This window comes from Pseudomonas sp. RIT409 (assembly GCF_003052515.2).
In the GTDB taxonomy this organism is placed as follows: domain Bacteria; phylum Pseudomonadota; class Gammaproteobacteria; order Pseudomonadales; family Pseudomonadaceae; genus Aquipseudomonas.
The window spans coordinates 67,777-89,865 of the sequence record NZ_QARE02000015.1; the positions used below are offsets into that span (position 1 = coordinate 67,777).

The 22,089-nt window shown below is 56.1% G+C and carries 26 protein-coding genes; 10 read left to right on the top strand and 16 right to left on the bottom strand.

Translation table 11 applies throughout. From position 1 onward, the window contains the following. Window positions 1–76 precede the first annotated feature (76 nt). The 5 genes from DBP26_RS18520 to DBP26_RS18540 all read right to left on the bottom strand — a co-directional run bounded on the left by DBP26_RS18520 (window position 77) and on the right by DBP26_RS18540 (window position 5,595). On the bottom strand, window positions 77–2,833 hold the full coding sequence (locus tag DBP26_RS18520; RefSeq protein ID WP_108238966.1) for an AAA family ATPase: 2,757 nt from the start codon (window positions 2,831–2,833) through the stop codon (window positions 77–79). Between the two features lie 281 nt (window positions 2,834–3,114). After that, entirely contained in the window at window positions 3,115–3,654 is a 540-nt protein-coding gene (locus tag DBP26_RS18525) for a DsbA family protein (RefSeq protein WP_108238965.1), read from the bottom strand. An 8-nt stretch (window positions 3,655–3,662) separates the two neighbouring features. Further along, window positions 3,663–4,208: a redoxin domain-containing protein gene (locus DBP26_RS18530; protein ID WP_108238964.1), complete on the bottom strand. Its 546-nt coding sequence runs from the start codon at window positions 4,206–4,208 to the stop codon at window positions 3,663–3,665. Between the two features lie 352 nt (window positions 4,209–4,560). Then, complete coding sequence (locus DBP26_RS18535; RefSeq protein WP_108238963.1) at window positions 4,561–4,863, bottom strand: antibiotic biosynthesis monooxygenase; 303 nt, start codon at window positions 4,861–4,863, stop codon at window positions 4,561–4,563. Window positions 4,864–5,112: 249 nt separating this feature from the next. Next, entirely contained in the window at window positions 5,113–5,595 is a 483-nt protein-coding gene (locus DBP26_RS18540; protein ID WP_256600524.1) for an SDR family oxidoreductase, read from the bottom strand. A 166-nt stretch (window positions 5,596–5,761) separates the two neighbouring features. On the opposite strand from DBP26_RS18540, the gene DBP26_RS18545 reads away from it, so the two are divergent. The 6 genes from DBP26_RS18545 to DBP26_RS18570 all read left to right on the top strand — a co-directional run bounded on the left by DBP26_RS18545 (window position 5,762) and on the right by DBP26_RS18570 (window position 9,667). Next, entirely contained in the window at window positions 5,762–6,244 is a 483-nt protein-coding gene (locus DBP26_RS18545; RefSeq protein WP_108238962.1) for a nuclear transport factor 2 family protein, read from the top strand. After that, window positions 6,241–6,981: an SDR family oxidoreductase gene (locus DBP26_RS18550; protein ID WP_108238961.1), complete on the top strand. Its 741-nt coding sequence runs from the start codon at window positions 6,241–6,243 to the stop codon at window positions 6,979–6,981. The genes DBP26_RS18545 and DBP26_RS18550 overlap by 4 nt, the downstream gene beginning before the upstream one ends. A 142-nt stretch (window positions 6,982–7,123) precedes the next feature. Beyond that, window positions 7,124–7,762 carry a TetR/AcrR family transcriptional regulator gene (locus DBP26_RS18555; RefSeq protein ID WP_108238960.1) on the top strand — a complete coding sequence of 213 codons (639 nt, stop codon included), beginning with the start codon at window positions 7,124–7,126 and terminating at the stop codon, window positions 7,760–7,762. Continuing rightward, window positions 7,759–8,184 carry a VOC family protein gene (locus tag DBP26_RS18560; protein WP_108238959.1) on the top strand — a complete coding sequence of 142 codons (426 nt, stop codon included), beginning with the start codon at window positions 7,759–7,761 and terminating at the stop codon, window positions 8,182–8,184. The genes DBP26_RS18555 and DBP26_RS18560 overlap by 4 nt, the downstream gene beginning before the upstream one ends. After that, the gene (locus DBP26_RS18565; protein ID WP_108238958.1) at window positions 8,177–8,605 is read left to right on the top strand and encodes a RidA family protein; all 429 of its coding nucleotides are present in this window, start codon (window positions 8,177–8,179) and stop codon (window positions 8,603–8,605) included. Before DBP26_RS18560 ends, DBP26_RS18565 begins: the two co-directional genes overlap by 8 nt. A gap of 306 nt (window positions 8,606–8,911) precedes the next feature. Next, the gene (locus DBP26_RS18570; RefSeq protein ID WP_108238957.1) at window positions 8,912–9,667 is read left to right on the top strand and encodes a glucose 1-dehydrogenase; all 756 of its coding nucleotides are present in this window, start codon (window positions 8,912–8,914) and stop codon (window positions 9,665–9,667) included. Window positions 9,668–9,964: 297 nt separating this feature from the next. Here DBP26_RS18570 and DBP26_RS18575 read toward each other — a convergent pair whose 3' ends face one another. Next, on the bottom strand, window positions 9,965–10,816 hold the full coding sequence (locus tag DBP26_RS18575) for an SDR family oxidoreductase (RefSeq protein ID WP_108238956.1): 852 nt from the start codon (window positions 10,814–10,816) through the stop codon (window positions 9,965–9,967). A gap of 15 nt (window positions 10,817–10,831) precedes the next feature. Continuing rightward, on the bottom strand, window positions 10,832–11,284 hold the full coding sequence (locus DBP26_RS18580) for a heme-binding protein (RefSeq protein ID WP_108238955.1): 453 nt from the start codon (window positions 11,282–11,284) through the stop codon (window positions 10,832–10,834). Between the two features lie 454 nt (window positions 11,285–11,738). Between DBP26_RS18580 and DBP26_RS18585 the strand changes: the two genes are divergently transcribed. Continuing rightward, complete coding sequence (locus DBP26_RS18585; RefSeq protein ID WP_218565083.1) at window positions 11,739–12,887, top strand: aldo/keto reductase; 1,149 nt, start codon at window positions 11,739–11,741, stop codon at window positions 12,885–12,887. 103 nt (window positions 12,888–12,990) lie between these two features. Here DBP26_RS18585 and DBP26_RS18590 read toward each other — a convergent pair whose 3' ends face one another. Together DBP26_RS18590 and DBP26_RS18595 are read right to left on the bottom strand one after the other, a co-directional pair. Further along, window positions 12,991–13,389: a carboxymuconolactone decarboxylase family protein gene (locus DBP26_RS18590; RefSeq protein ID WP_108238953.1), complete on the bottom strand. Its 399-nt coding sequence runs from the start codon at window positions 13,387–13,389 to the stop codon at window positions 12,991–12,993. Between the two features lie 104 nt (window positions 13,390–13,493). Then, on the bottom strand, window positions 13,494–14,315 hold the full coding sequence (locus tag DBP26_RS18595; RefSeq protein WP_108238952.1) for an SDR family oxidoreductase: 822 nt from the start codon (window positions 14,313–14,315) through the stop codon (window positions 13,494–13,496). A 112-nt stretch (window positions 14,316–14,427) separates the two neighbouring features. Here DBP26_RS18595 and DBP26_RS18600 point away from each other — a divergent pair, with 112 nt between their 5' ends. After that, window positions 14,428–15,345 carry a LysR substrate-binding domain-containing protein gene (locus DBP26_RS18600; protein ID WP_108238951.1) on the top strand — a complete coding sequence of 306 codons (918 nt, stop codon included), beginning with the start codon at window positions 14,428–14,430 and terminating at the stop codon, window positions 15,343–15,345. A gap of 145 nt (window positions 15,346–15,490) precedes the next feature. Here DBP26_RS18600 and DBP26_RS18605 read toward each other — a convergent pair whose 3' ends face one another. Genes DBP26_RS18605 through DBP26_RS27505 form a run of 5 tightly spaced genes read right to left on the bottom strand, consistent with a single transcriptional unit; the run spans window position 15,491 to window position 18,419 of the window. Then, complete coding sequence (locus DBP26_RS18605) at window positions 15,491–16,495, bottom strand: saccharopine dehydrogenase NADP-binding domain-containing protein (protein ID WP_108238950.1); 1,005 nt, start codon at window positions 16,493–16,495, stop codon at window positions 15,491–15,493. Between the two features lie 19 nt (window positions 16,496–16,514). Then, window positions 16,515–16,862, bottom strand: a complete 348-nt coding sequence (locus DBP26_RS18610; RefSeq protein WP_108238949.1) for a hypothetical protein — start codon at window positions 16,860–16,862, stop codon at window positions 16,515–16,517. 9 nt (window positions 16,863–16,871) lie between these two features. Beyond that, window positions 16,872–17,267, bottom strand: coding sequence for a VOC family protein (locus tag DBP26_RS18615; RefSeq protein WP_108238948.1), 396 nt, complete (start codon window positions 17,265–17,267; stop codon window positions 16,872–16,874). 10 nt (window positions 17,268–17,277) lie between these two features. Beyond that, the gene (locus DBP26_RS18620) at window positions 17,278–18,021 is read right to left on the bottom strand and encodes an SDR family oxidoreductase (RefSeq protein WP_108238947.1); all 744 of its coding nucleotides are present in this window, start codon (window positions 18,019–18,021) and stop codon (window positions 17,278–17,280) included. A 26-nt stretch (window positions 18,022–18,047) separates the two neighbouring features. Then, complete coding sequence (locus DBP26_RS27505; protein WP_158541390.1) at window positions 18,048–18,419, bottom strand: hypothetical protein; 372 nt, start codon at window positions 18,417–18,419, stop codon at window positions 18,048–18,050. 217 nt (window positions 18,420–18,636) lie between these two features. On the opposite strand from DBP26_RS27505, the gene sodC reads away from it, so the two are divergent. Continuing rightward, window positions 18,637–19,155 (top strand): superoxide dismutase family protein, encoded by a 519-nt coding sequence (gene sodC / locus DBP26_RS18630; RefSeq protein WP_108238946.1) that lies wholly within the window; start codon window positions 18,637–18,639, stop codon window positions 19,153–19,155. Between the two features lie 154 nt (window positions 19,156–19,309). Here the strand turns inward: sodC and DBP26_RS18635 are convergent, their stop codons facing one another. Both DBP26_RS18635 and DBP26_RS18640 read right to left on the bottom strand, forming a co-directional pair. Next, complete coding sequence (locus DBP26_RS18635) at window positions 19,310–20,515, bottom strand: MFS transporter (RefSeq protein ID WP_108238945.1); 1,206 nt, start codon at window positions 20,513–20,515, stop codon at window positions 19,310–19,312. Between the two features lie 174 nt (window positions 20,516–20,689). Next, window positions 20,690–21,568, bottom strand: a complete 879-nt coding sequence (locus DBP26_RS18640) for a LysR family transcriptional regulator (RefSeq protein ID WP_108238944.1) — start codon at window positions 21,566–21,568, stop codon at window positions 20,690–20,692. A gap of 105 nt (window positions 21,569–21,673) precedes the next feature. On the opposite strand from DBP26_RS18640, the gene DBP26_RS18645 reads away from it, so the two are divergent. Next, complete coding sequence (locus DBP26_RS18645) at window positions 21,674–22,072, top strand: 4-oxalocrotonate tautomerase (protein WP_108238943.1); 399 nt, start codon at window positions 21,674–21,676, stop codon at window positions 22,070–22,072. Window positions 22,073–22,089: the final 17 nt, after the last annotated feature.

Genomic DNA, 22,089 nt, shown 5'->3' on the forward strand with positions numbered 1-22,089 from the left:
AGGCGTCCAAAGATCCAATGCTTCATCTCACGACGTGATCGACAACGCCGCTGCCCAATGACGGGAGTGGGTTGCGTTAAGTCCCTGTCCCCGTTACAGGCACGCGATCATCAGGCCGGTCAGGCGGACTCACAGTTGCTGAGGTCGCTGGCGCGTCCAGCTTGTTGAACATCACCTCGTCACGCGTTGTGTCGTAACTCAGCTCAACGCTGTCGCCGCCCTGGAGCTTGCCGGCGAGCATTTCCTTGGCAAGACGCGTTTCGACGGTCTGGCGAATCTGACGTTTCAATTCCCGCGCGCCAAACTCGGGCTGATAGCCAACCTCCGCCAGGTGATCAATGAGCGTGTCAGCCACTTTCACCGTGATGTTTTGGGCAGCCGCGGTTCGAATGACCCGATCAAGCTGAATGCCCACAATCGATCGGATGTTGTCCCGAGTGAGGGCATGGAACACGATGATGTCGTCGATGCGGTTCAGGAATTCGGGACGGAAATGCCCTTTCAAGACGCCCATCAATTCATCACGTAACGCTTTATCCGTAAGGCGATCATCTTCTGGCCGCTCAAGATTCTGCATGATGATGGAAGAGCCCAGATTGCTGGTGGCGATGATGATCGTATTGCTGAAGTCCACAACGCGTCCCTTCCCGTCCGTGAGACGACCATCATCGAACACCTGCAGCAATACGTTGCTCACATCGGGGTGCGCCTTCTCAATCTCGTCGAGCAAAATCACGCTGTAGGGCTTGCGGCGGACGCGCTCTGTCAACTGACCGCCTTCGTCGTATCCGACATAACCGGGCGGGGCGCCGATCAACCGGGCCACCGCATGACGCTCCATGTACTCCGACATGTCGATCCGAATGATCGATTGCTCGTCACCAAATACCGCTTCCGCCAACGCCTTGGCCAGCTCGGTTTTTCCGACGCCGGTCGGGCCAAGAAAAAGAAACGTGGCAATGGGTCGATTGGGCTGACCAAGGCCGGCCCGAGACAAACGAACGGCATCGCTGACCGCCAGCACGGCGTCCTCCTGCCCCACCAGCCGATCGCGCAGCGTGTCTTCCATGTTCAGAAGCTTTTGACGCTCTTCCTGGGTGAGTTCGGTCACCGGAATACCCGTCAGACGGGACAGTACTTCGGCAATCGACTCAAGGGTCACCTCAAGGGTTTCTGAACCCGTCTTGCGCTCCCAGGCTTCTGTCTCCTCTCCTAACTGGGCTTGTTTTTGACCGATGCGCTCTTCGAAGCCTTTGGATTCATCAAAGCGTTTGCGCGAGGATGAATAGTCCTGTTCGCGTTTGAGCTGGGTGATTTCCGCTTCCAGTTCCTGAATCCCAGCAGGCCTTGAGGAGGCGCTGATGCGCACGCGGGCCGCGGCCTGGTCGATCAGGTCGATGGCCTTGTCCGGCAGAAAGCGCGACGTGATGTAACGGTCCGACAGTTCCGCGGCGGCCACGAATGCTTCGTCGGCGAACGTCACCTGATGATGCGCCTCAAGCTTGTCCCGCAGTCCACGCAGGATAACGATGGTCTGTTCTACGGTGGGCTCGGCTATCAGGACAGGCTGAAAACGCCTTTCGAGCGCCGCATCTTTTTCGATGTGCTTTTGGTACTCATTGAGCGTCGTCGCACCGATCAGGCTGAGCTCTCCGCGCGCCAAGGCGGGTTTCAATACGTTGGCAATATCCAGGCCGCCCTCTTCGCCTCCCTGCCCCGCGCCCACAATCGTGTGCAGCTCGTCGATGAACAGAATCAGCTCCGAGCTCTTTGCAGCCACTTCATCGAGCAGTTGCTTGGCGCGTTCCTCGAACTCGCCCCGGTATTTGGAGCCCGCGACCATTGAGTTCAGGTTGACTTCAACCAGTCGTCTGCCACGTAGAATTTCCGGGACATCGCCCTTGACTATGCGCTGTGCAAGCCCTTCGACAATGGCTGTCTTACCGACGCCGGGTTCGCCGATCAGGACCGGATTGTTCTTCCTGCGGCGGGCGAGCACCTCGATGGTATTTTCGATTTCCTGCGCGCGGCCCAATACGGGATCCAGCTTGCCCTCGCGAGCCAATGACGTCAGGTCGCGACCGAACTTGTCGAGCGTCGGTGTTCCCGTCGGGGTATCGACTCTCCCGTCCTCAGCCCCCTTGCCCACCACCTTGACCACCTTCTGCCGCAAGGCCTCAGGGGTTACGCCGTATTTTTTGAGCAGCGTTCCGGCGATGCTTTCGGGCACCGAGGAAAGCCCGATCAATAGATGCTCGGGCCCAACGTACGAGTGCCCTAACTCACGAGATGCCTGGAATGCAAAATTGAACACTTTTTTCAGGCGAGGCGAGATGCTCATCTGATCCACCGGGGCCTGCGCCTCCGCTGCGCCCCTTTGAGCGTGTTGATCGATGTAGCCTTTGATGTCGTCGGCTGAAAGCTTCAATTCCTTGAGCAAGGCGGTGCCAACGTCGGTGTCGGCAAGCACATACAGCAGGTGCTCGGTATCGAGCTCGCTGCGGTTCAACTCATGGGCTTTCTCTGCAGCGCGTTGCAGGATTTCCAGGGTCTGGGAGCTGAAGGCATCGGTTGCATCGACAGATTCGCGAGGCACATGCGCCGAGAGCCTGAATTCGTCCCCTCCCGGGTCCGCTGCACCTCCCATGCTGTCGAAAAAGCGTGACACGCCACCGCCCAGCAAAGAGTCGAAGGGATTCAACATGCTTTGATGGCGTAAAAGTCGACGGTAATCGTGGTCGCAAATGGACATCGTTCTGGCCTGGCCATTTTGCGATACAGTCACTCGCGCGACGGCCGGTCTGGCATTACATATTTCACAGAGAGTAGCCATGATGAGTTGTCTCCAAAAATGGATAACACGGACTCATACAGATGGATCTACGTGCCCGTAAGCGATGCTCAAGAAACAGGGGCATGAGACCAGCAATACGCTGAGCGTGGTCGGGAATACGATTGCGTGGGAGGGAATGGCGGCCTTGGGAAGCGACGCCACCCGATCAACATAGTCGCGATCTCATCAATGTGCGCCTCGTCGACCCGATTACCGACGAACGACCCCAAGACAGCTCGTTTACAAAATGACCTGTCGTCACCTATCCACCCACGTGCTCTCTAGCGATTGAGCCCACGCATTGAGGCAAGCTCGATCGCCTGACTCATCTCGGTGACCTCGGGGGGCCCGTCATAACGAAGACCGTCGATGTAAAATGCGGGCGTGCCGTTTACCCCGCTACGGACGCCGCCATTGAAATCGGATTGTATTTTGGGCAGGTAGATATCGGTTTGCATGGCAACCGCGAGTTCATCGCTGGAAAGGCCGTGTCTCAGCGCGATGGCGTCATACAACGGCAGACCCAATCGATCCTGATGTTCATACAACTCGTCGTGGGCCTCCCAAAAGAACCCTCGACTTCCGGCGTATTCCGCGGTGACAGCTGCGCTCAGCGCATGCGGGTGAGCGGTGGTCAGTGGAAAGTTGCGGAACACAAGCAACAGGTCCCCGCCAAAATGCTGCTGCAGCTTCTTGACGACCCAGTACGCCAAACCGCAATAGGGGCATTCATAGTCGCCATATTCCACCAGAGTGACCTTGGCATCCGCCCTTCCCTGGCGATGATCGTTTGCAGTTACCGGGACTTTGAGAGTGGCCATGTGATCACCTACTGGTTTTTGGCGGGCGTGCTGTGTGGGGAATCTGCCAGAGCATCCAGCGCATCCAGAATGCCGTCCGCTCCAGGGTTGATTGCCATTGGTGAAACGTAGCTCCAGGCGATCACCCCCTCCTTGTCAATCACGAACAACGCTCGCTTACACACTCCAAGGTGGGCATCGTACGCACGATACTGTCGCGCCACTGCCCCTTTGGGCTCGAAATCGGCAAGCAGGCTGAAGTGAAAACCACGATCTTTGACGAAGGCCTGATGACACCAGGCGCTGTCGACGGAAATACCCAACAGCGTCGCGCCGTACTCTCTGAATGTGGGGAGCACCTGGTTGTACAAAGTCAGTTGGTCGCCACACACCGAGCTCCAGTCGGCGGGATAGAACGCCAGTATGACGGGACTTCCCTTCAGCTCGTGCAGGGACAGCCGCTGATCGGGGGTCGCGTACAGGGAGAAATCGGGAGCGACAGTGCTGGCTGAAAGGGGTTCTTGAATCAGGCTGTCGGTCGTTTCTTTTGCATCATCCAATGCTGAGGTGTTCATTGCTTGAGCCCTGATAGGTGGAGGTGGGTTCTGCTCAGCCGGATACGACTCACCCGGCGGGATCACTCCATCCACCGTCAAGGGATTCAAAATGGCGAAGATGCCTCGATACAAGCCTGAGTGTCTTCGGCTGCGAGGTTAGGGGCCGCATCGACAAGCATGAGGAGGTCCGCCGTGCTTTTGCGGAATGGGGGTTGAGGCCAGGTTGGCAGCACAATGGCTGATCTGATCTGGCGCACCCATGACTATAGTCGCTGTTGGCACCTGCCGACCGAAAAGAGACCTGCGGTACGTCCGAACTCCGCCGCGTAAAAAGTGGCAGGGACGAGTTGGAGTGCCTTGTCGAGCGTGCTTAGCCGGGCAGCTTAGCCGCAAGGACGTCAACCTTCTCGATTGACGGCGGTTCGGCAAACAATTCAGCAGCCTTTGCCATAAGCGCGGCGGCGACCTTGCCCGAAAGATGAGCCTGTCGGCCTGCTTCATCCGGGAAGGCGTCAAAGATGCCAAAGTTGGAAGGCCCCAAGCGGATGGCGAACCAGGCCGTGGTGGCTGGCTCCTCCTCCACGATAGCGAGACCACTCATTAAAAAACGCTCCACCTCTTTCTCTTTCCCGGGTTTTGCTTCGAGACGAACGAACAACGCTACGTTGACCATGACGTGTCTCCTCTTCTACGACCAGTCATCATGCGCCATGCTTTCCGGTAAGCCCAACGGAATATTCGCCAACTCGTCAGTAAGGTCCAACGTCGCGGGCATGGAAACCAACGTCGAGTCATTTTGCCGACCGAGCAAGCGGCCAGAAGCGCACGCTGAAGTTCGGCAGCGTCCGCACGCAATCGCTCGGTTAGAACCGGTCGATCGCAAGCAACGGCTTCAAACCGTTGCCAATTCTCACCCGACGGGTCAGAGCTTGTAGCCACCACTCGCTTCAATCACTTGTGCGGTTATCCAGCGCTCTGCATCAGAGGCCAGAAAAGCAACGACCGATGTGATGTCTGCAGTATCTCCAAAACGCCCCAGGGCGGTATCGGCCTCGATTGCTTTCACCGTGTCGGGATTTTCACGAACAGCCGCATTCATGTCGGTTTTTACCCAGCCCGGTGCAACGGCGTTCACGGTGATACCCCGTGGCCCCAGTTCCATAGCAAGCGAATGCGTGAGGTTGTTGATGCTCGCCTTCGCCATGGCGTAAATCGGTACAACCGGCAGTGGGCGAGTGCCAAGCGCTGAAGAGATATTGATCACCCGTCCACCCTCTGCAAGCCGACTCAATGCGTTTTGGAGCACGAAGAATGGCGCGCGGGCGTGGACAGCGAAGATCGCGTCCCAACTGGCGGTAGTCGCATCCGCGAAACCGCCCAAGGGGAGCAGCGATGACTTGACCATCCTACGCGAGGTACGGGGGTGAGCTCGCCCTCAAATGCTTAAATTTTCACATTGCACTTGTAGTGATCGATACATATAAATATAGTGGTCACTACAGGAAGCATGAATGTGCACTGACCCTACCCATTAGCCATTCATCCAACATCGATCCAACACGGAATGCGCAATGAATTCTTTTGCTGATGCCAACGTTAACGCTTCGATCTCGGCCGAGCGTGAGATCGGTCGTTTGATCTCGACCTATTCCTACCTTCTCGACAGCGGAAAATTCGACGAGGTAGCCAAGCTCCTGAAACATGCCACGCTCGAAGTGCCAGGGGCGACTGCTGAAGGAGAGGCCGATATCGAAAAGTTTCTGATCTCGGGAGTTCAGCGCCATGAAGACGGTACCCCTCGCACCTGGCACGCGGTCTCTAATATGCTCATTGATGTCGATGTTGAGCAGGGCTCAGCCACGTCAAAGAGCTACTTCACGGTTCATCAGGAACTCAAGGGTTTCCCGCTGCAAGCCATTTGTGCGGGCCATTACCACGACACTTTCTGCAAGCTCAACGGCAGCTGGCACTTTGTGCGAAGGGCTGTTACCGCCCACTTGATGGGTGATTTGAAGTTTCATGTTGGCGGCCTCAGCAGCGACACAGCGTCGTGAACGCAACGGCTACCGCCTGTAAGACGGCTTTGATCACCGGTGGCAATAAAGGCATTGGCTTTGCCATCGCCACCGGGCTAGGCAAGCAGGGATACAGCCTGTGGGTCGGCGCTCGCGATGTTCGCAGAGGTCAGCGGGCGGTCGGGCAGTTGGTGGCAATGGGCATAAATGCTCGCCTCCTCCTCATTGACGTCACCGACGATGAGAGCGTCAATGCCGCGGCGCGGCGAGTGCTAAAGGAATCCGGGCACCTCGACATCCTGGTGAATAACGCGGGCATCATATTAGGAGCGGATGCCTCGCCTTTGGAGCAATCGCTTGCCGAGGTCAAGGCCGTGTATGAAGTCAACGTATTTGGAGTTATCCGGGTGACGCAGGCCTTTGTGCCAGCACTTCGCAAGTCGAAGAGCGCAAGGGTTGTGATTATCGGCAGCGGCTTGGGCTCGTTGGGTCTTGTAAATAACGCAGCGTCTATTTACTCGACGGCCAATTTTCTGGCTTACAACTCATCGAAGACAGCCGTTAATGCCGTTGCCGTTTCTTTTGCAAAAGCGCTGGCGCCAGACGGCATAAAGGTCAATGTCATTGAGCCGGGAAGTGTGGCAACCGATTTGAATGAGCATCAAGGCGCGCTGACGCCGGACGAAGGTGCATCTGTAGCGATACGGCTGGCCACTATAGGGGATGACGGTCCGACGGGAGGCTTTTTCGGGCACGAGGGTGTGCAGCCTTGGTGACGAAACATTCCTGTGTATCGCATGAGACCCATCCTCGCGGTCGAGGCTGTTTCAGCGGTGCGAATGACACCCCAAAGCTTGCGTCCATCGCTCGATTACCGTTGCATTGGCTCCGAATAAATTTTGGACAGGCGAATCCAATATGAAAAATCAACGTTCGCAAGCAACACCACAAGGCGCTGAGGACTTGGCTGTCCGTAAGCAAAGGCGATCCCTGGACCGAGAGGCGGGAATACTCATCGCGAAGGATCTGTTTCACGAACGAGGGTTTGATGCTGTTGGTATCGCGGAGCTGACGCGTGCTCTGAACATCAATCCACCCAGCCTCTATGCTGCCTATGGCAGTAAGGCCGGGTTATTTGAGCGATGTCTCGCAGTTTACGTCGAAGAAGCAAACCTGCCGGCGGATAAAATCCTGACGGATGATCGCCCCTTGCATGAAGCGATGACCGACTTATTTCTTAATGCAGCCGCGCTCTACACTCGGTCAAAGGTCAAGCGGGGCTGCATGGCCGCGGAAGGCATGCGTTCTGCTGATCCGCAGGTACGTGCACTTGCTAACGGCTATGGAGACGCTGCCGCTTCGTTCATCGAGCGCTATATCCGCCAAACTCAGCCGCAACGCTCTCGCGAGCTGGCGGATTACGTTGTGACCACATTGCAGGGCTTTTCGGCGGCGGCTCGATCAGGATTGTCCCGGCCTCGCCTCACGAAAGTCGCGAGCCTTGCTGGCCAGAGCTTCGAGGCTTTACTCGCCCCCACGAGCGGCTCGCATCCATGACAGTCCTAGACCACATCGAAGTGGCAGTAAGTGACGCTGAGACGTCGCGGCACTTTTACGAACGAGCCCTGAAACCTTTGGGCATCTGTCGCATCATCACGATCGAACCTTCGCGGACACGTACGGGCGGGACGCGACATGGCTTTGGCAGGGAGGGGTACCCCAGTCTGTGGGTCCACGACAATGAAGAGCCCAACGTCGGCATCCATATCGCATTTGCCGCACACTCAAGAGACTTGGTCGACGCCTTTTACAAAGCGGCTTTACAAGCTGGAGGGACGGACAATGGACCACCGGGCGTGCGCAACCAGTACCACGCCCACTACTACGCCGCTTATGTGCTGGATCCGGATGGCTTTAACATTGAGGTGGTTTGCCAAAGCACCCAGGACACAGCATTAGAGGATCCATTAAATGCCTAGACTGACTATCCAACCGCCTTCTTTGTTTTCGAGTCTTGAGTGGGGATTTTCGCAAGTCGTGGTCTGTGGGCCAGGAAACATTGTATCCATCGCCGGGCAAGTCGCTTGGGACGCTACGGGTACGCGAAACGCAGAAGGATTAGAGGGCCAGTTTCGCCAGGTATTGAAGCAGGTCGTTATCGCTGTCGAGGCGGCTGGCGGCGTGTCGGATGATATTCAGAACCTGCGAATCTACGTTCCAAACTTCCGATCGGGTGCGGATGCCGATGTGCTTGCAAAGGTTTTAGTTGAGATTTTTGGCTCCGAAAACCCACCGGCCTCCTCGTGGATCGGGGTCCAAGCGTTGGCCCAACCGGAGTATCTGGTGGAAGTAGAAGCCATGGCCGTCGTTCCGGGCAAACGCCAGTTCCGATCGTGGTAACGGATGCTGGGTAAGAACTAAGAAAACTATGACGCTCGGTCCATGAGTACGAACTCTGTCAGAGCCGCGTTTCCTGAAGTTTCTTCAGACCCCATTAGAGTAAAGTTGTCCAGAATGCCAGATAAGTTTCTGTTGAACGGGTAACTCGTGGCCGTATGGCGGGCGTCACCCGCGAGCACTGTAAATACATTGAAAGAATCTGGCAGCCAAAATGCTCATGGTGGAGGGCCACAGCTTAGGCATAACGTTGGCTCACCCTGAACAACTGTGAATGTCGCAGTCTCATTTAAACGAAAGGATCAACTAATGTCAGGCAAACTTTCCAATAAAATCGCTGTTATCACAGGCGGGTCGAGCGGAATTGGTCTCGCTATCGCCAATGAATTTGTCGCTGAAGGCGCCTACGTATTCATCACCGGCCGCCGCGCCGCTGAACTTGAAAAAGCGGCTAAGGAAATAGGACGGAATGTCACCCCTGTTCAGGGTGATGTCGCTGACTTAGAAGACCTCGAGAGGCTTTACGGCATCGTTGAGCGTGAGAAAGGCCGCGTCGATATTATCGTCGCAAACGCTGCCGTTGGGGGGTTGGCTCCGCCAGGTGCCGCCGCGTCGCCGGATCACTTCGATCGAGTTTTCAACGTGAACACCCGAGGCGTCTTCTTTACCGTGCAGAAGGCCGTCAAACTACTAAGCGATGGAGCGTCTATCGTCCTCACTGCGTCGAACGCCCATTATCTGGGTATTCCCGGTTTCGCCCCCTATTCCGCCTCCAAAGCAGCCGTTCGCTCATTTGCTCGTACGTGGGCCGCTGAATTCAAAGATCGAGGCATCCGCGTCAATACCCTTAGCCCTGGTCCTATCGATACACCGATCATGGGCACATCTGGGCTCACTCCCGATGAGGTCGAGAAGTTTATGCAGCAAATAGTGGCGAATGTGCCCCTCGGCCGCATGGGTCGGCCCGAGGAGATGGCGAAGGCAGCTCTTTTCCTCGCCTCTAGCGACTCAAGCTTCGTCACCGGCATCGATCTGGTTGCCGATGGCGGTATGACTCAGATTTAATTTATTTGTGTCACGCCGCCACATTCGTTAGGACAAGCGAGCGCCGCATGATCTGGCACTGAATCAATCCAGTAAATACCGCTGCACATAAGCACGGTGAGCAGCGATTAACGCTCGCCTTGCTTATCCCGCAGCACAGCAAGGCGCACTGTGATATCGGTTCATTAGGCACGGAGGCTGTATGTCCTTCATAGCTGCCTCCCATGGCACCGACGGCCTTGATACAACTTCAGCTTAGGTGCCAGGGTAGGCTCGAAGGATGAACACAACTTAGGTGCTTTTTTGAGGAACCTTTACTCACTCGACTGGCGTTGCGGGCTTCAGGTCGTATGCGGCCTGCACGAGCTCATGTCGGGTACCAAGTCCGTCCTGAAACGAACGATCCCAGACCGCTTGCAGTTCATCTTTGACCTGCGTCTCAAAGGCCTTGAGCACGACATTTCGATAGCGCTTCGAACGGCCTTCAATTACATCGAGGACCGCGTCGACCACCGGTTTGAAATCAAATTGCTTGTGGGGAAAGGCAATTGAACTGTAATCAAACAATCGAGATTTAGGGTCGCTGGCCCATGTCTGCCAAGTTTCAAACATTCGGTCATTGAATCCGGTCAAAAACGGGCCTGGATTAATGGTAGCGACCTGGACGTTGAATTCGAGCATCTCCTTTCGAAGGGCCTCCGCGAAAGCTTCCACAGCGTGCTTAGATCCCGCATATGCACCGGTAAAGGGGTCAACGGTCAGGCCGGCCACAGACGACATGAAGATCACCATTCCTTGACCCCGCCTGGCCATGCTCTTCGCGATTCCCTGCGTCAACAAAACAGGCCCAAATACATTAACCTCGAACTGACGCTGGAGCTGTGCGTATGGAATATCCACGACGCTTCCGCCCTCAGAAATACCAGCGTAGTTCAGTAAAATGTCTATTGGCCACAGCTGTGCTCGGTCCCTGTCCTGAGCATCGGTCACGTCTAACTTCTCAAGCTGAAGATCCAACCCTCGGCGCTTGGCTTCATTGCTGAGGTCTGCGATCTGTGCAGTGATTTCAACCCCGGCAATCACATGATGCCCCGCAGCCGAGGCTTGTAACGCGATTTCTTTCCCGAACCCAGTTCCAGCGCCCGTAATAAGGATAGTTTTGGATGACATAGATATAAGTCCGCCTCAGTTTTTTTGAGAATGCATTGACTTTGGCAGTGCGTTTTTTTCAAACGCACCCACCGCCGCTAGCGCGATTTGATGATCCTGCTCGGCCGTGCCGCCGCTGACCCCAATGGCTCCGATGACGCAGCCATCTGATTTGACAGGAACTCCACCTGCGAACGTGATTACTCTTCCATTGATGCTGCCTGCAAGCCCGTACAGCGAACCTCCGGGTTGCGCCTGATCAGTTAGCACGCCTGTATCTGAACGCAGTACGCAGCTCGTAAAAGCCTTATCAATAGAATGATGTACGCTGCCCAATTGAGCACCATCCATCCGAACATGAGCTATTAAGTAACCTGTGACATCCACAATTGCGATATTGCTTGGACTGGAAAGCCTGTTTGCTTCTGTCTCGGCGGCAGCAATAAGCGACTTCGCATCGGTCAGTTCGAGTGAAACTAGGCTGTGCATGCTGGCACTCCCTGATAGTTGATGGGTTGCAGCCGCAGGGATTCTTCACGTCCCCTGCGCCGATCTCCATTTGAACTTTGAAATCGTCGTATGGAGGTGTTCTATTGAGCGATTGAACAGGAAGATGTTTGATGAAAGAAATTCAACTCGGCGATGAGCAGGCTTGGCCGATCGCCGTTGTGTAACCGGTGATCAAAATACTCGTCGCTAGGATGAGGTTTCCTCATCGAACCAAATCATCCGTGGAACTATCTCTTTTAATGCGCCACCACCCAAACAGATATTTCTAAAGCTGAACCTGGTCACGCGCTCCTTGCCCCTTGGGGTCAGAACAGTGTGCAGCTTCAGGCCGCGATGGGAATACATCGACTATCAGGTGTCGCTAACGCTAACCATGACCATCGAACTCGGTCGGTCGTCTTCAATAGAGACCGTTCTCGGTAAAGGGGTTGTTATGACCGAATACAACAGTACACGGAGAAGATTCTTAGCCATGTCCGCGACCGCTGCAGCGGGCGCGACATTGCTGCCTGCCTTCGGCGACGAATCGAGCCAAACGAATCACGGAGAACACACCATGACGACCCGCGCGCACCAGATATTCAAGCCTGAATTCAAATTTGGCTTGGGGGGCGTTCCCCTGGGCAACGAATTCGATAAGCATACTGATAAGCAGTCAGATGCCACGTTGGAAGCAGCTTGGGATGCGGGCGTTCGTTACTTCGATGTCGCTCCGTGGTATGGGTTCGGATTGGCAGAGCGGCGCTTTGGTCGCTTCCTTCACAACAAACGCCGCGACCAATACTTACTGTCCTCAAAAGTAGGGAAACTTTTCAAAGCATCCGAGAATAATAAACATGCAGAAATTTTTCCGCTGTCCGATTCCCCAAATGATTTGATCATCGACTACACAGCCGACGGGGTGCGCCGCTCCATTGAGGACAGTCTCCAACGCTTGGGTGTATCACATCTGGATATAGCCTTTGTGCATGATTTGTCACCCGATTTCGCCTACTTCCCGAATGGATGGGAAGAGCAGTACGAGATCGCACGCAAAGGGGCCTTCCCCGCGCTATCCAAGATGCGAGATGAAGGCATCATCCGAGGTTGGGGCGTTGGGGTAAATACCCCTAACGCCATACTGAAAGTGATAGAAGATGCGGATCCGGATGTATGCCTGTGCGCGCGACAGTATTCGCTTATTGATCATGAAGATACTGTTACGAGGCTCTTTCCGGCTGTTCGAGCCAAGCAGGTTTCTCTAGTGATGGGATCCTCGCTAAACGCCGGCTTTATTTCCGGCAGCTCGCGTTATAACTATGGAAAGCAAAACTTCATGATTCCAGCAGCGGTTCTCGCTAAACGTGACCGTCTCCGGGCAGTTGCCGCGCGGCATGGCGTAGACCTGCGCACGGCCGCCCTGCAATTTTCCGCTTCCGCGTCCGAGGCGGTTGCACTGGTGGTGGGAGCTCATAGCGATCAGCAAATTTTAGAGGACTATAACTCGATGCAGGCGAAGATTCCCTCTGAGTTCTGGGAGGAGCTGTTGCATGAAAAGCTCATCGCAGCAGGTGCCCACTTGCCACCAAAACCGAAAGCCTAGGTATTAGAACTCGCCACGTTGCCCACTCGCAGCGCTTTGGCATTTGCCACCCACAAACGGGGCCAACGATGGCCCCGTCATTTCACGCGGGTCAGCAGTTAGACTATTTTGATAAATATTGATCATCCACCGGCACATCATAGCCGAGCGCCAAGCGGTTGGTTGCATTCGCCAATGCGATAACTGCTTGTAATTCACCAAACATTTCGCTGGTCATTCCGGAGGTCTTCGCTGCAGCGGTGTGAGAAGCTGTGCAGTAAGCGCAGGCGTTGGTGATGCTGACAGCCATGTAGATCATTTGCTTGACTAGTGGACTCAGCGCCCCTTCGTCCATGATTGACTTGACAGAGTGCCAAGTATCCCGAAGTGTCGGTGGGTGAGCAGCAACACACTTCCAAAAATTGTTGACATCTTCGACGCCTCGATGAGACATGATATCGTCGTAGACATCTCTGACCTCTGGAGATGCATCGTCGTACTCTATCAATTTGTTGAAAGCCATCTGTTGATTCCTGTGTAGTAAGAAAAAATTAAGCGCTAGTCATTTGTTTGGCGATAATCAACCCCCCTCCACGTTTTCATGCAAAAACATTCGAGCCGAGCGTCCTACTGCTTGGGATGCTTCCAGCTATCGTCGATAAGCATTTTTCCGGGCCATGTATAAGCCATTACTCCTCCGTCGACCAGCAGGGACTCACCCGTCATGAAAGAGCTTTCATCGCAAGCCAGGAATACAGCTACGCTTGCAACTTCCTCAGGTCGCCCGATCCGACCTAACGGCGTAACCCATGTTTGCGCGTCTCGAAAAGCTTGCCCATCACGGTCTTCCTTGGCCCCTGCCAAGGTATCCACTAGCGGCGTCTCAATCGTCCCAGGGCAAATGGAGTTGACACGTATACCCTGACGTCCATAATCAATTGCCATCGCTTTCGTAAGATTGGTAATACCTCCTTTAGCCGCGTTGTAGCCTGACCGATCAAGATCGGCGGCCAAGCCTGACATTGAAGATACATTGACGATTGAACCGCCTTGTTGGAGCATCAGGGGTATAACGTATTTACTCATCAAAAATGTACCACGAAGATCAACCGCCACGATTTTGTCAAATAGCTCTGTCGGATAATCGTGCACTTTCCCGCCGATTGCATCCACTCCAGCATTGTTGAATAGCACATCGACCCTCCCGTAATGTTCATTGACGTAGCGAGTGAAATGAATGATCTTTTCTTCGTCTCCCACATTGAGCGTGTATCCCTCTGCCAGACCACCCGAGTTAACAATCTCCTGCACAGTACGTTTTAGCTCATCTTCATTGACGTCGACCCCGACCACGCGGGCCCCTTCTCGCGCAAATGCAATAGATGTCGCTCGCCCAATACCGGTGGCCGCGCCCGTCACGATTGCAACAGTGTCTTTTAGACGTTTCATAGAACCTCACTCATGATAGTTAGAAACGCGAACTTGATTCGCTTTCGGTTGACAACGAGAAGCTGCGTACAATCGTTTACTATTACTCAACATCGGCGTTAGGAAACTTCAAATGACGGAAACAGACAGTGCAATGCTGGGCGATCTGTATGTTTTTCAGGTAATTGTCCGCCATGGCAGCTTTGGCCAAGCGGCAATTGAATTGGATGTGACCCGTTCGGCGCTGAGCCATCGGCTGCGCAGGCTAGAACAACGCTTGGGAATACGTCTTCTCAACCGCTCCAGTCGCACGATAACAGTGACCGAGGCAGGTATGTCGCTGTCGCGTCAACTGGGGGTAGGTTTCGCGTCGATACAGCGCGCCCTGAATGAGTTAGAGGGGAGCCGGGGCACGCCAAAAGGCATTTTGAAAATTACCGCATTACGCGATGGTGCCAGGCTTGTCCTGGCGCCAGCACTCACATCGTTTTTCGCAGCCTATCCCGACGTAAAACTAGACGTCTGTGTTGATGACCAGATGGTCGACATTATTCAGCGAGGATTTGATGCTGGCATTCGCTATGGGGACAAGGTGCCGAACGATATGGTGTGTGTAGCGCTCACGGCTCCAGTACGCTGGGTAGTGGTAGCGGCCCCAATGCTTATCGACCAAGTCGGATTGCCTGAGTCGCCCGCGGATCTGCTGCAGCTACCTTGCATACAGATGAGAATCGGCGATGGCAGCCTGTACCCTTGGGAGCTGGGCAACGGTGAATCGACGGTTCGACTCCACGTCGACGGCCCGATCTGCGCTAACGAAACCGAGCACACAGTGGGCGCAGCCATTAGTGGGTTAGGCTTCGCCTATTTGCCTGAGCGCCGCGTGAATCTCGACATTGAACGAGACCACTTGCGCGTTGTTTTGCCAGAGTGGGCCTCATCAGGAGCTCCATTCTGCCTTTACTATTCCAACCGTCGGCTTCCGCCGCCCGGCTTGCGCCAGCTTGTTGCGACGGTTCGCCAACATGAAGGTCTTGAGCCCATGCTGTAGGGCGGCAAAAGCTCAAGCCTTGGAGCCGAAACACGTTGGCTGCGGCGTGATTCGAATGGTTAGCACCTTAAGCCGATGTTCGCTCCCGGTTTACGATCTCAGGTCACAGGAAGCAGAGGGCCACGCACCTTAGCTAGCTGTGTCATTAGCTATCCTGGCTGGCAAAATCGGTGATTGTCGTGTCGGCGATCGTGAGGGCGAAGCCGTAACCGAACAATCCAGCAGGAGTTCGAAAGCCCGGCAAATACTCGCCTGCTAACACCCGCCGCGCGGCCTCGGCCGAAGCCATGGCGGTAAAGGTGTAGCCGTTTACAGATGAGAGTGATGATCGAATCGCTCGACCATCTGCACCGGTAACTTCCGCCGTCGCTCGGTACCTGTTAGCAGCACGCTCCTCGGGTGTCGGACCGGCCGTCGGCGCGTCGCCCGAACTCGTCGAAAATTCGCCTTCGCTTATATGAACGAACGTTTCGATGTTGCCTATACCGGTCATGTGATGCAGCGTCAGGAGATCAGGTAGGGTTACTGGAAACGATGAGCGAGGGCCGCGGCCGAAATCGAAGTCTCGGACTTCATCCGGGCTGCGAGTTACGAGGTTTCCGTTGATCAGTTTCAGGGGGTTCATCGCCATCCCCATCCCAGCAGTGGCAACTGACCCCTTTGACATTGAACCTGTCACCTCAAGGGCGATGCTCAAACTACGCGGTTCAGGCACTCGAGACGCAGCATGACCCGCGAGACTGCCCAGCATTGCTACGCTGCCGCCGCTTCCTGGCATCAGCATTACGCCGTTAACCTGCGCCTCATCACTCAGTGCTAGCGCTTGTCGATAACTGCTTAGCTCAGCTGAAAAGTCGAGGTAATGAACGTTTGCCCGAATGGCTATGGACATGAGAAATTCGGCGGTTTCTACAAAAGGCCCCGCAGCATTCAGTACGACGGATACGTCCTTGGACAATCCTTCCAGAGCGTCGCCTCCATGGAGGTCGAAAACTCTCGCCTCGGCACCGAGCCGTCGGGCCAGTGCTTCAAGCGCCGGTCTGTTGCGTGCCCGCCCTGCGACTATTAAATCAAGACCGATAGATGCGGCATACTCCGCAGCCAACGCACCGGTGTAACCAGTAGCGCCGTAGATCATGAGCTTTTTCATGAATTCACCTTGGTAAACGTCATTCCAAGTAGGCGTGGATGTGCGTTATCAAGCCTTCGGCATTCAAGGAGATGTCCATCACCCCAATTTCGTGGCCAAAATCACCCGTGAAGTCGACCCTTATATGGGCTCGACCTGCTTCGAAAAGCTCACACTCCAACATGCGGGTTACCGTTTGGTAGGCGACGAAATACCGTTCCAGATAATCTTGAACACCTAGCAGCCCCGTGAAGATATGCCCTGTGGATGGGTCGTCGATCACGGCGTCGTTTGTGAAAACCGCCAAGGCGGCGGGTACATCGAATAGGTTCGTGGCCGCGAAAAAAGCATGGATTGCGGTCAGTGCGGGCTTATCCTGCTCGTCCATTGCATCACCTCAGTGTTGCCAGCTTTTGTACACGAATTCCAAACTGTACCCATCAGGGTCTTTGACCTGAGCGGCGTAGTAGCGGGGATCATAATGACGCTGTGCCCCAGGCGGATGCACATCCACCGCGCCACAGGACAATGCCTGCGCATGGGTTGCGTTCACTTGATCTTCTGAGTCCGCTACGAACCCGACATGAACCGCCCCGGGCGCTGGGGTGCCCTTACGCAACCAGAAAAACATACGGCCTTTGGCGCCAAACCCCTTGAGTTCAATGGGCCCTTCAACCTCGGATGCCCCTTGGTAATCAAGGCGACTGGTGATACCCAGCATTGGAAGCACGTTGTCGTAGAAGGCGATGGAGCGATCCATGTCACGAACGGTGAGAAAAATATGGTCAATCATGTGCTTATCCTCAGATGATGTAGCCGCCACTGACTTCAATGTTTTGAGCATTGATCCAGCCGCCGTCGAGGGTTAGCAATGAGGCGATGACACGAGCAACCTCTTGTGGCTCGCCGACTCGTCCAAGGGCCGTTTGAGAAGCCAGCAACGATTCGAATTCGTCGCTCAGCCCGCCACCCAGCTCTGTTCGGATAGGGCCAGGCGAGACTGAGTTGACGCGAATGCGTCGTGCGCTGAATTCAGCCGCCATGTAGCGGGTCAATACTTCCAGGCCACCCTTGAACGTGGCATACGGCGCCACACCAGGTGTCGCTACACGCGTCGTGGCGCTGGTGAGGTTGACGATACATGCCCCCTCTTTCATCAATGGCAGCAGCGCCTGCGTCAGAAAAAACGGCCCCTTCAGATGCACGTTCATCAAGCCATCGAATTCGGCTTCGGTCGTGGAGACAATAGGGTTATACATTCCGTACCCTGCATTGTTCACTAGCCCACTCAGACCAACTTCTCCCCACGTGGCCTCTAATGCATTTTCCAATGCGTCCTTGAAAGAGCCAAACGTCGAGACCTCAGCGACATCCAACGGCAACGCGACAGCTTTGCCGCCCTCGTCGACGATTCGTCGGACGACGTCAAAAGCCGCCTCCGCGTTCTGGTTATAGGTCAGCACCACCCCTAAATTGCGACGGGAACACTCGATGGCGGCGCTGGCACCGATTCCCCGGCTACCACCGGTAATGACAATGACATTCATGACGGACTCCGTAGTGATGAGTACCGTCAGGTTAATATTCCGCACTGACACTGACCCGCTTGATCCTGGCTCAATCCTGCCTGTTTCTCTTTTTTTAACTGGTCTGACGCCCTTTCCAGCCGTTTAACGCCGGCATGAAACGGCAACGGGATGAGCTTCGCAGCTTCACCGCACACGCGGAAAACCGTCGAACAGAAACCGGCATTTCTCGCGGGGGCAGGGTCCAAGGCGCCGTACTGGAGCATGAGCGTGCGGCGGTCTATGGGCCGATGTTTAAAGGCAGCAAATCCTTCAGGCCACTGCCCGGCTGGAAGTTGCCCGATGGGGATGTCGTGGCGCTGTCCCATCAGCGCGATGGATACCCGGAGTGAACCCGACATTTCATGCGCTTTCTGCAAGACACATTCCGGCCGGAACCACCATGGCGATCGTCGGTCATGACAAGAAGCTGCTCGTGGGTAGGCTAGCGCAGCGGCTCTCATGGGCCCTTCACACGGGACGGCCCTTCAAGGCCCTTGGCAGCAGCGACGCAGGAGGCTGGCTCACCGTTTGAAACGTCTTCTTGTAGTCGTTCAACTATCCTGACCCTTCATCCACCTGAATTGGAAAACGCATATGAAACGTTATGTCTGGCTCGGTCTTCTCGGTACGCTTTCTCTGGGAGCTCAGGCGGCATCGCTGGATGTGCCCATGAACCTGGTCAGCGCGGATGGCGCACCTCGGCCGATCGGTCAGGTTACCATCAGCGAGACCGCGTACGGTCTGGTGTTCACGCCCAAACTGAGCGACTTGCCCGCTGGAATCCACGGCTTCCATGTGCATGAAAACGGCAGTTGCGATGCAGGCACCAAGGACGGCAAGAAAGTCGCAGCCCTCGCCGCGGGAGGGCACTTCGACCCGGCCAAGACCGGCAAGCATCTGGGCCCCTATGGCGATGGGCACTTGGGCGACTTGCCGGCGGTCTACGTGACGGCCGACGGCATGGCGAATTACCCAGTGTTGGCGCCTCGCCTGAAAAAGATTTCGGAGGTGAAGGGCCACGCCCTGATGATCCATGCAGGTGGGGACAACCACTCCGACATGCCAATGCCCTTGGGCGGTGGCGGAGACCGCGTGGCCTGCGGCGTTATCTAGGCAATGCCTTCGACCCTCCGCGAACCGCCCGGTCCGCGGAGGGATGTTGCCCATCACGGCGTGCTTGGTACTGCCGAAGTATCGTGCGATCGCACAACGCGGCTGACGCATTGCAGCCGCTCACGCTTCGAGAATGTGCGTCGCATCCACGCCATCAATGGCCTGCTATCACCTGCCCGCTGCGCCGGTGGCCTCGGGGAAAGCCATGCACGCGTGCCCGAAACGCAATAGCGAGGCTGAGCAATAGCAACACCAGCAAAACGCTGGGAAACGCAACGACGCCCCACTGATCAAGCAGCACACCTCCCAATACGCCACCGCCCGCGATCGCACTGTTCCAGACCACGACGTTCATGGAGAGCGCGACGTCGGCGCCTTCGCCCGCCGCATCGGCGAGCGCCGTCTGCAAAAGCGTGGCGGCGCCGCCGAACGACAGCCCCCAGAGGAAAACGCCCGTGTAGACGGCCGCCGCTGACCCCGAAAACAGGCCCATGAAGATTGCGACAGCAGCGAAAGTTGCGAGGCTCGCGAGCACGGCCATACGCAGATGACGGTCGACCAATTGACCGGTCAGCCAGATGCCCGCCAGCGCTGCCACGCCGAATGCCAGGAGCACCCGGTCGACTTGACTGGCCAGCCCGGCTTTGGCAACGAAGGGGGCGATGTAGGTGTAGAGGATGTTATGCGCCAGCATCCAAGTGAAGACGACGGCCAATACCGAGCGTACGCCGGGCGTGAACAATACCTGCCGCAACGCCAAGCGTTGGCGGGACGATTGGCCCGGATAATCAGGGACTTTGATCAGCACCCACGCGATCAACACCAAGGTCAGGCCCGACATCAGCGCAAACGCCATGCGCCAGCCCATGAAGCCGCCCAGCCATGTTCCCAACGGCACACCCAGTGACAAGGCGATCGGTGTACCCACCATGGCCACGGCCAACGCACGCCCCTGCAACCGAGGAGCGACCATGCGCCGCGCATAGCCTGCGATCAGACTCCAGGCCAGCCCGGCCGAGACGCCAGCGAAGAACCGAGCGATCAACGTCAGCCAGTAGTTGGAGGACAACGCCGTCGCGGAATTGAACACCAAGAACCCGACAACCGTGAGCAACAGCACGGTCCTGCGGCGCCAGCCTTGCGTGGCAATCGTCAAGGGGATCGCTGCCAGCAATGAACCCAGCGCGTAGACCGTGACCATCTGCCCCGCCAGCGAGGGCGAGACCTCCAGCCCTCGTCCTATCTCCGGGAGCAAGCCCGCGGGCAACGTTTCCGTCACGATGCAAATGAACCCCGTCATCGCCAGTGCGAGCAACGCCCCCAGCGGAAGCTTTCCATCCTGTCCTGAACCTACAGCCATGTCCGTCTCCTCCTTACTAATATACTGATCGATATGAATATAAGGAGAGTGAACCGAGGGGTCAACGATTTATATATTGATCGGTATCTAAATGGATTGGGAAATGCCTGTTAAATTAAAGACCATGATCCCAACCAATGAATTACGGCCTCGAACGGCTCATCTGCGAGGCTGTCACGTCGCCAAGGTCTCGACGATGACCTCGGTGATCGACTGCAGTCGTGCGGTGGCCATCGGATCGCTTTGTGTGGCTTCCAGCAACACAAATTCCACGTCCGGCAGCGCGGGTAACAGACCGTCAGGCACCTCCGTCATCCCCGGCTCGATCAACGCGGAGGCATTGAGGCAACCGATTCCCAGTCCTGCGCCCACCGCCGCTTGCAGGCCCGCGACCCCCGAGGCGATGTGGGCGATGACGTAGGGGCGCCGATGGGCGTCGAGCTGCTGACGTGCCAAACGATGAAGGGAGCAACTTTCAGGCAGCAAGGCCAGCTCCACCGGTTTTTGTGCCTCGGTCATTTTCTTCTGACTGGCCATGACCCAGATCAGCCGCTCGGTTCGCAAAACCCGTGCGTCGCCGTATGCCCCCCGTGCAGCACCGGCAATCCGCATGACGATCGCCAGGTCGAGACCGTTGTTGCGGTAAGCGGCGATCACGTCGTCACTCTTGCCCACCTGCGTGCGAATCCTGAGGCCCGGGTGATGTTCAGCGATCCGGTTCAGCAGCCCCATGAGGTGGCTCGGTCTGAAATAATCGGAAAGGCCGAGATTAAGTTCGCCCTCCAACGCAATGCCGTGCATGTCTCGCCAGGCCGCCTCGGACAAAGCCAGTAGTTTGCGAGCGTGGGCGACCATACGCTCGCCCGCCGCCGTGGCCTGCACCCCAAGCTTGCTGCGCACCAGCAGTTGCCCCCCAGCGGCCTCCTCCAGTTTGCGCAACTGCTCGCTCAACGAGGACTGCGACAGAAAGCGCGTCGACACCGCTGCGGAAATGCTGCCCGCATCGACCACCGCCACAAGGGTCTTCAACTGCTCGAAATCAAATCCGCGCATTTTTATCCATCCGAAAAAACGATAAATGACATCGTATCTTACGGCTTTTCCAATAGGAAGAAGCTTCGCACAATGGCTCCGTCAACCATTCAAAGGATACCTCTCATGCCTGCAATCACCCTTCAACTGTCCGGTTCGCGCAATCCTGATCTGGCTCACAAAGCGATGGCGCTGATCAATCAGCTCACCGCCGAGGTGCTGGGCAAACAGCCCGAATTGATGGCAACGACCGTCCAGTTCATCGCCAAAGAAGACTGGTTCATCGCCGGCCAACCCCTGTCGAAGATCGGCGGCAATGCCTTTCATCTCGACATCAGCATCACCGACGAGACTAACCTGAAGAAGGAGAAAGCGCGCTTCCTCGCAGACGTCCATGCGGGTCTGAAAGCGCTGCTTCCTGATGTGCACGAGGTGTCCTATATCCACCTCATCGACGCGCGTGCAGCGGCCTATGGCTACGGCGGACGCACGCAGGAATGGCGCCACCAGCAAGCCGGTGTTTGACCAACCGGAGGGCCGCG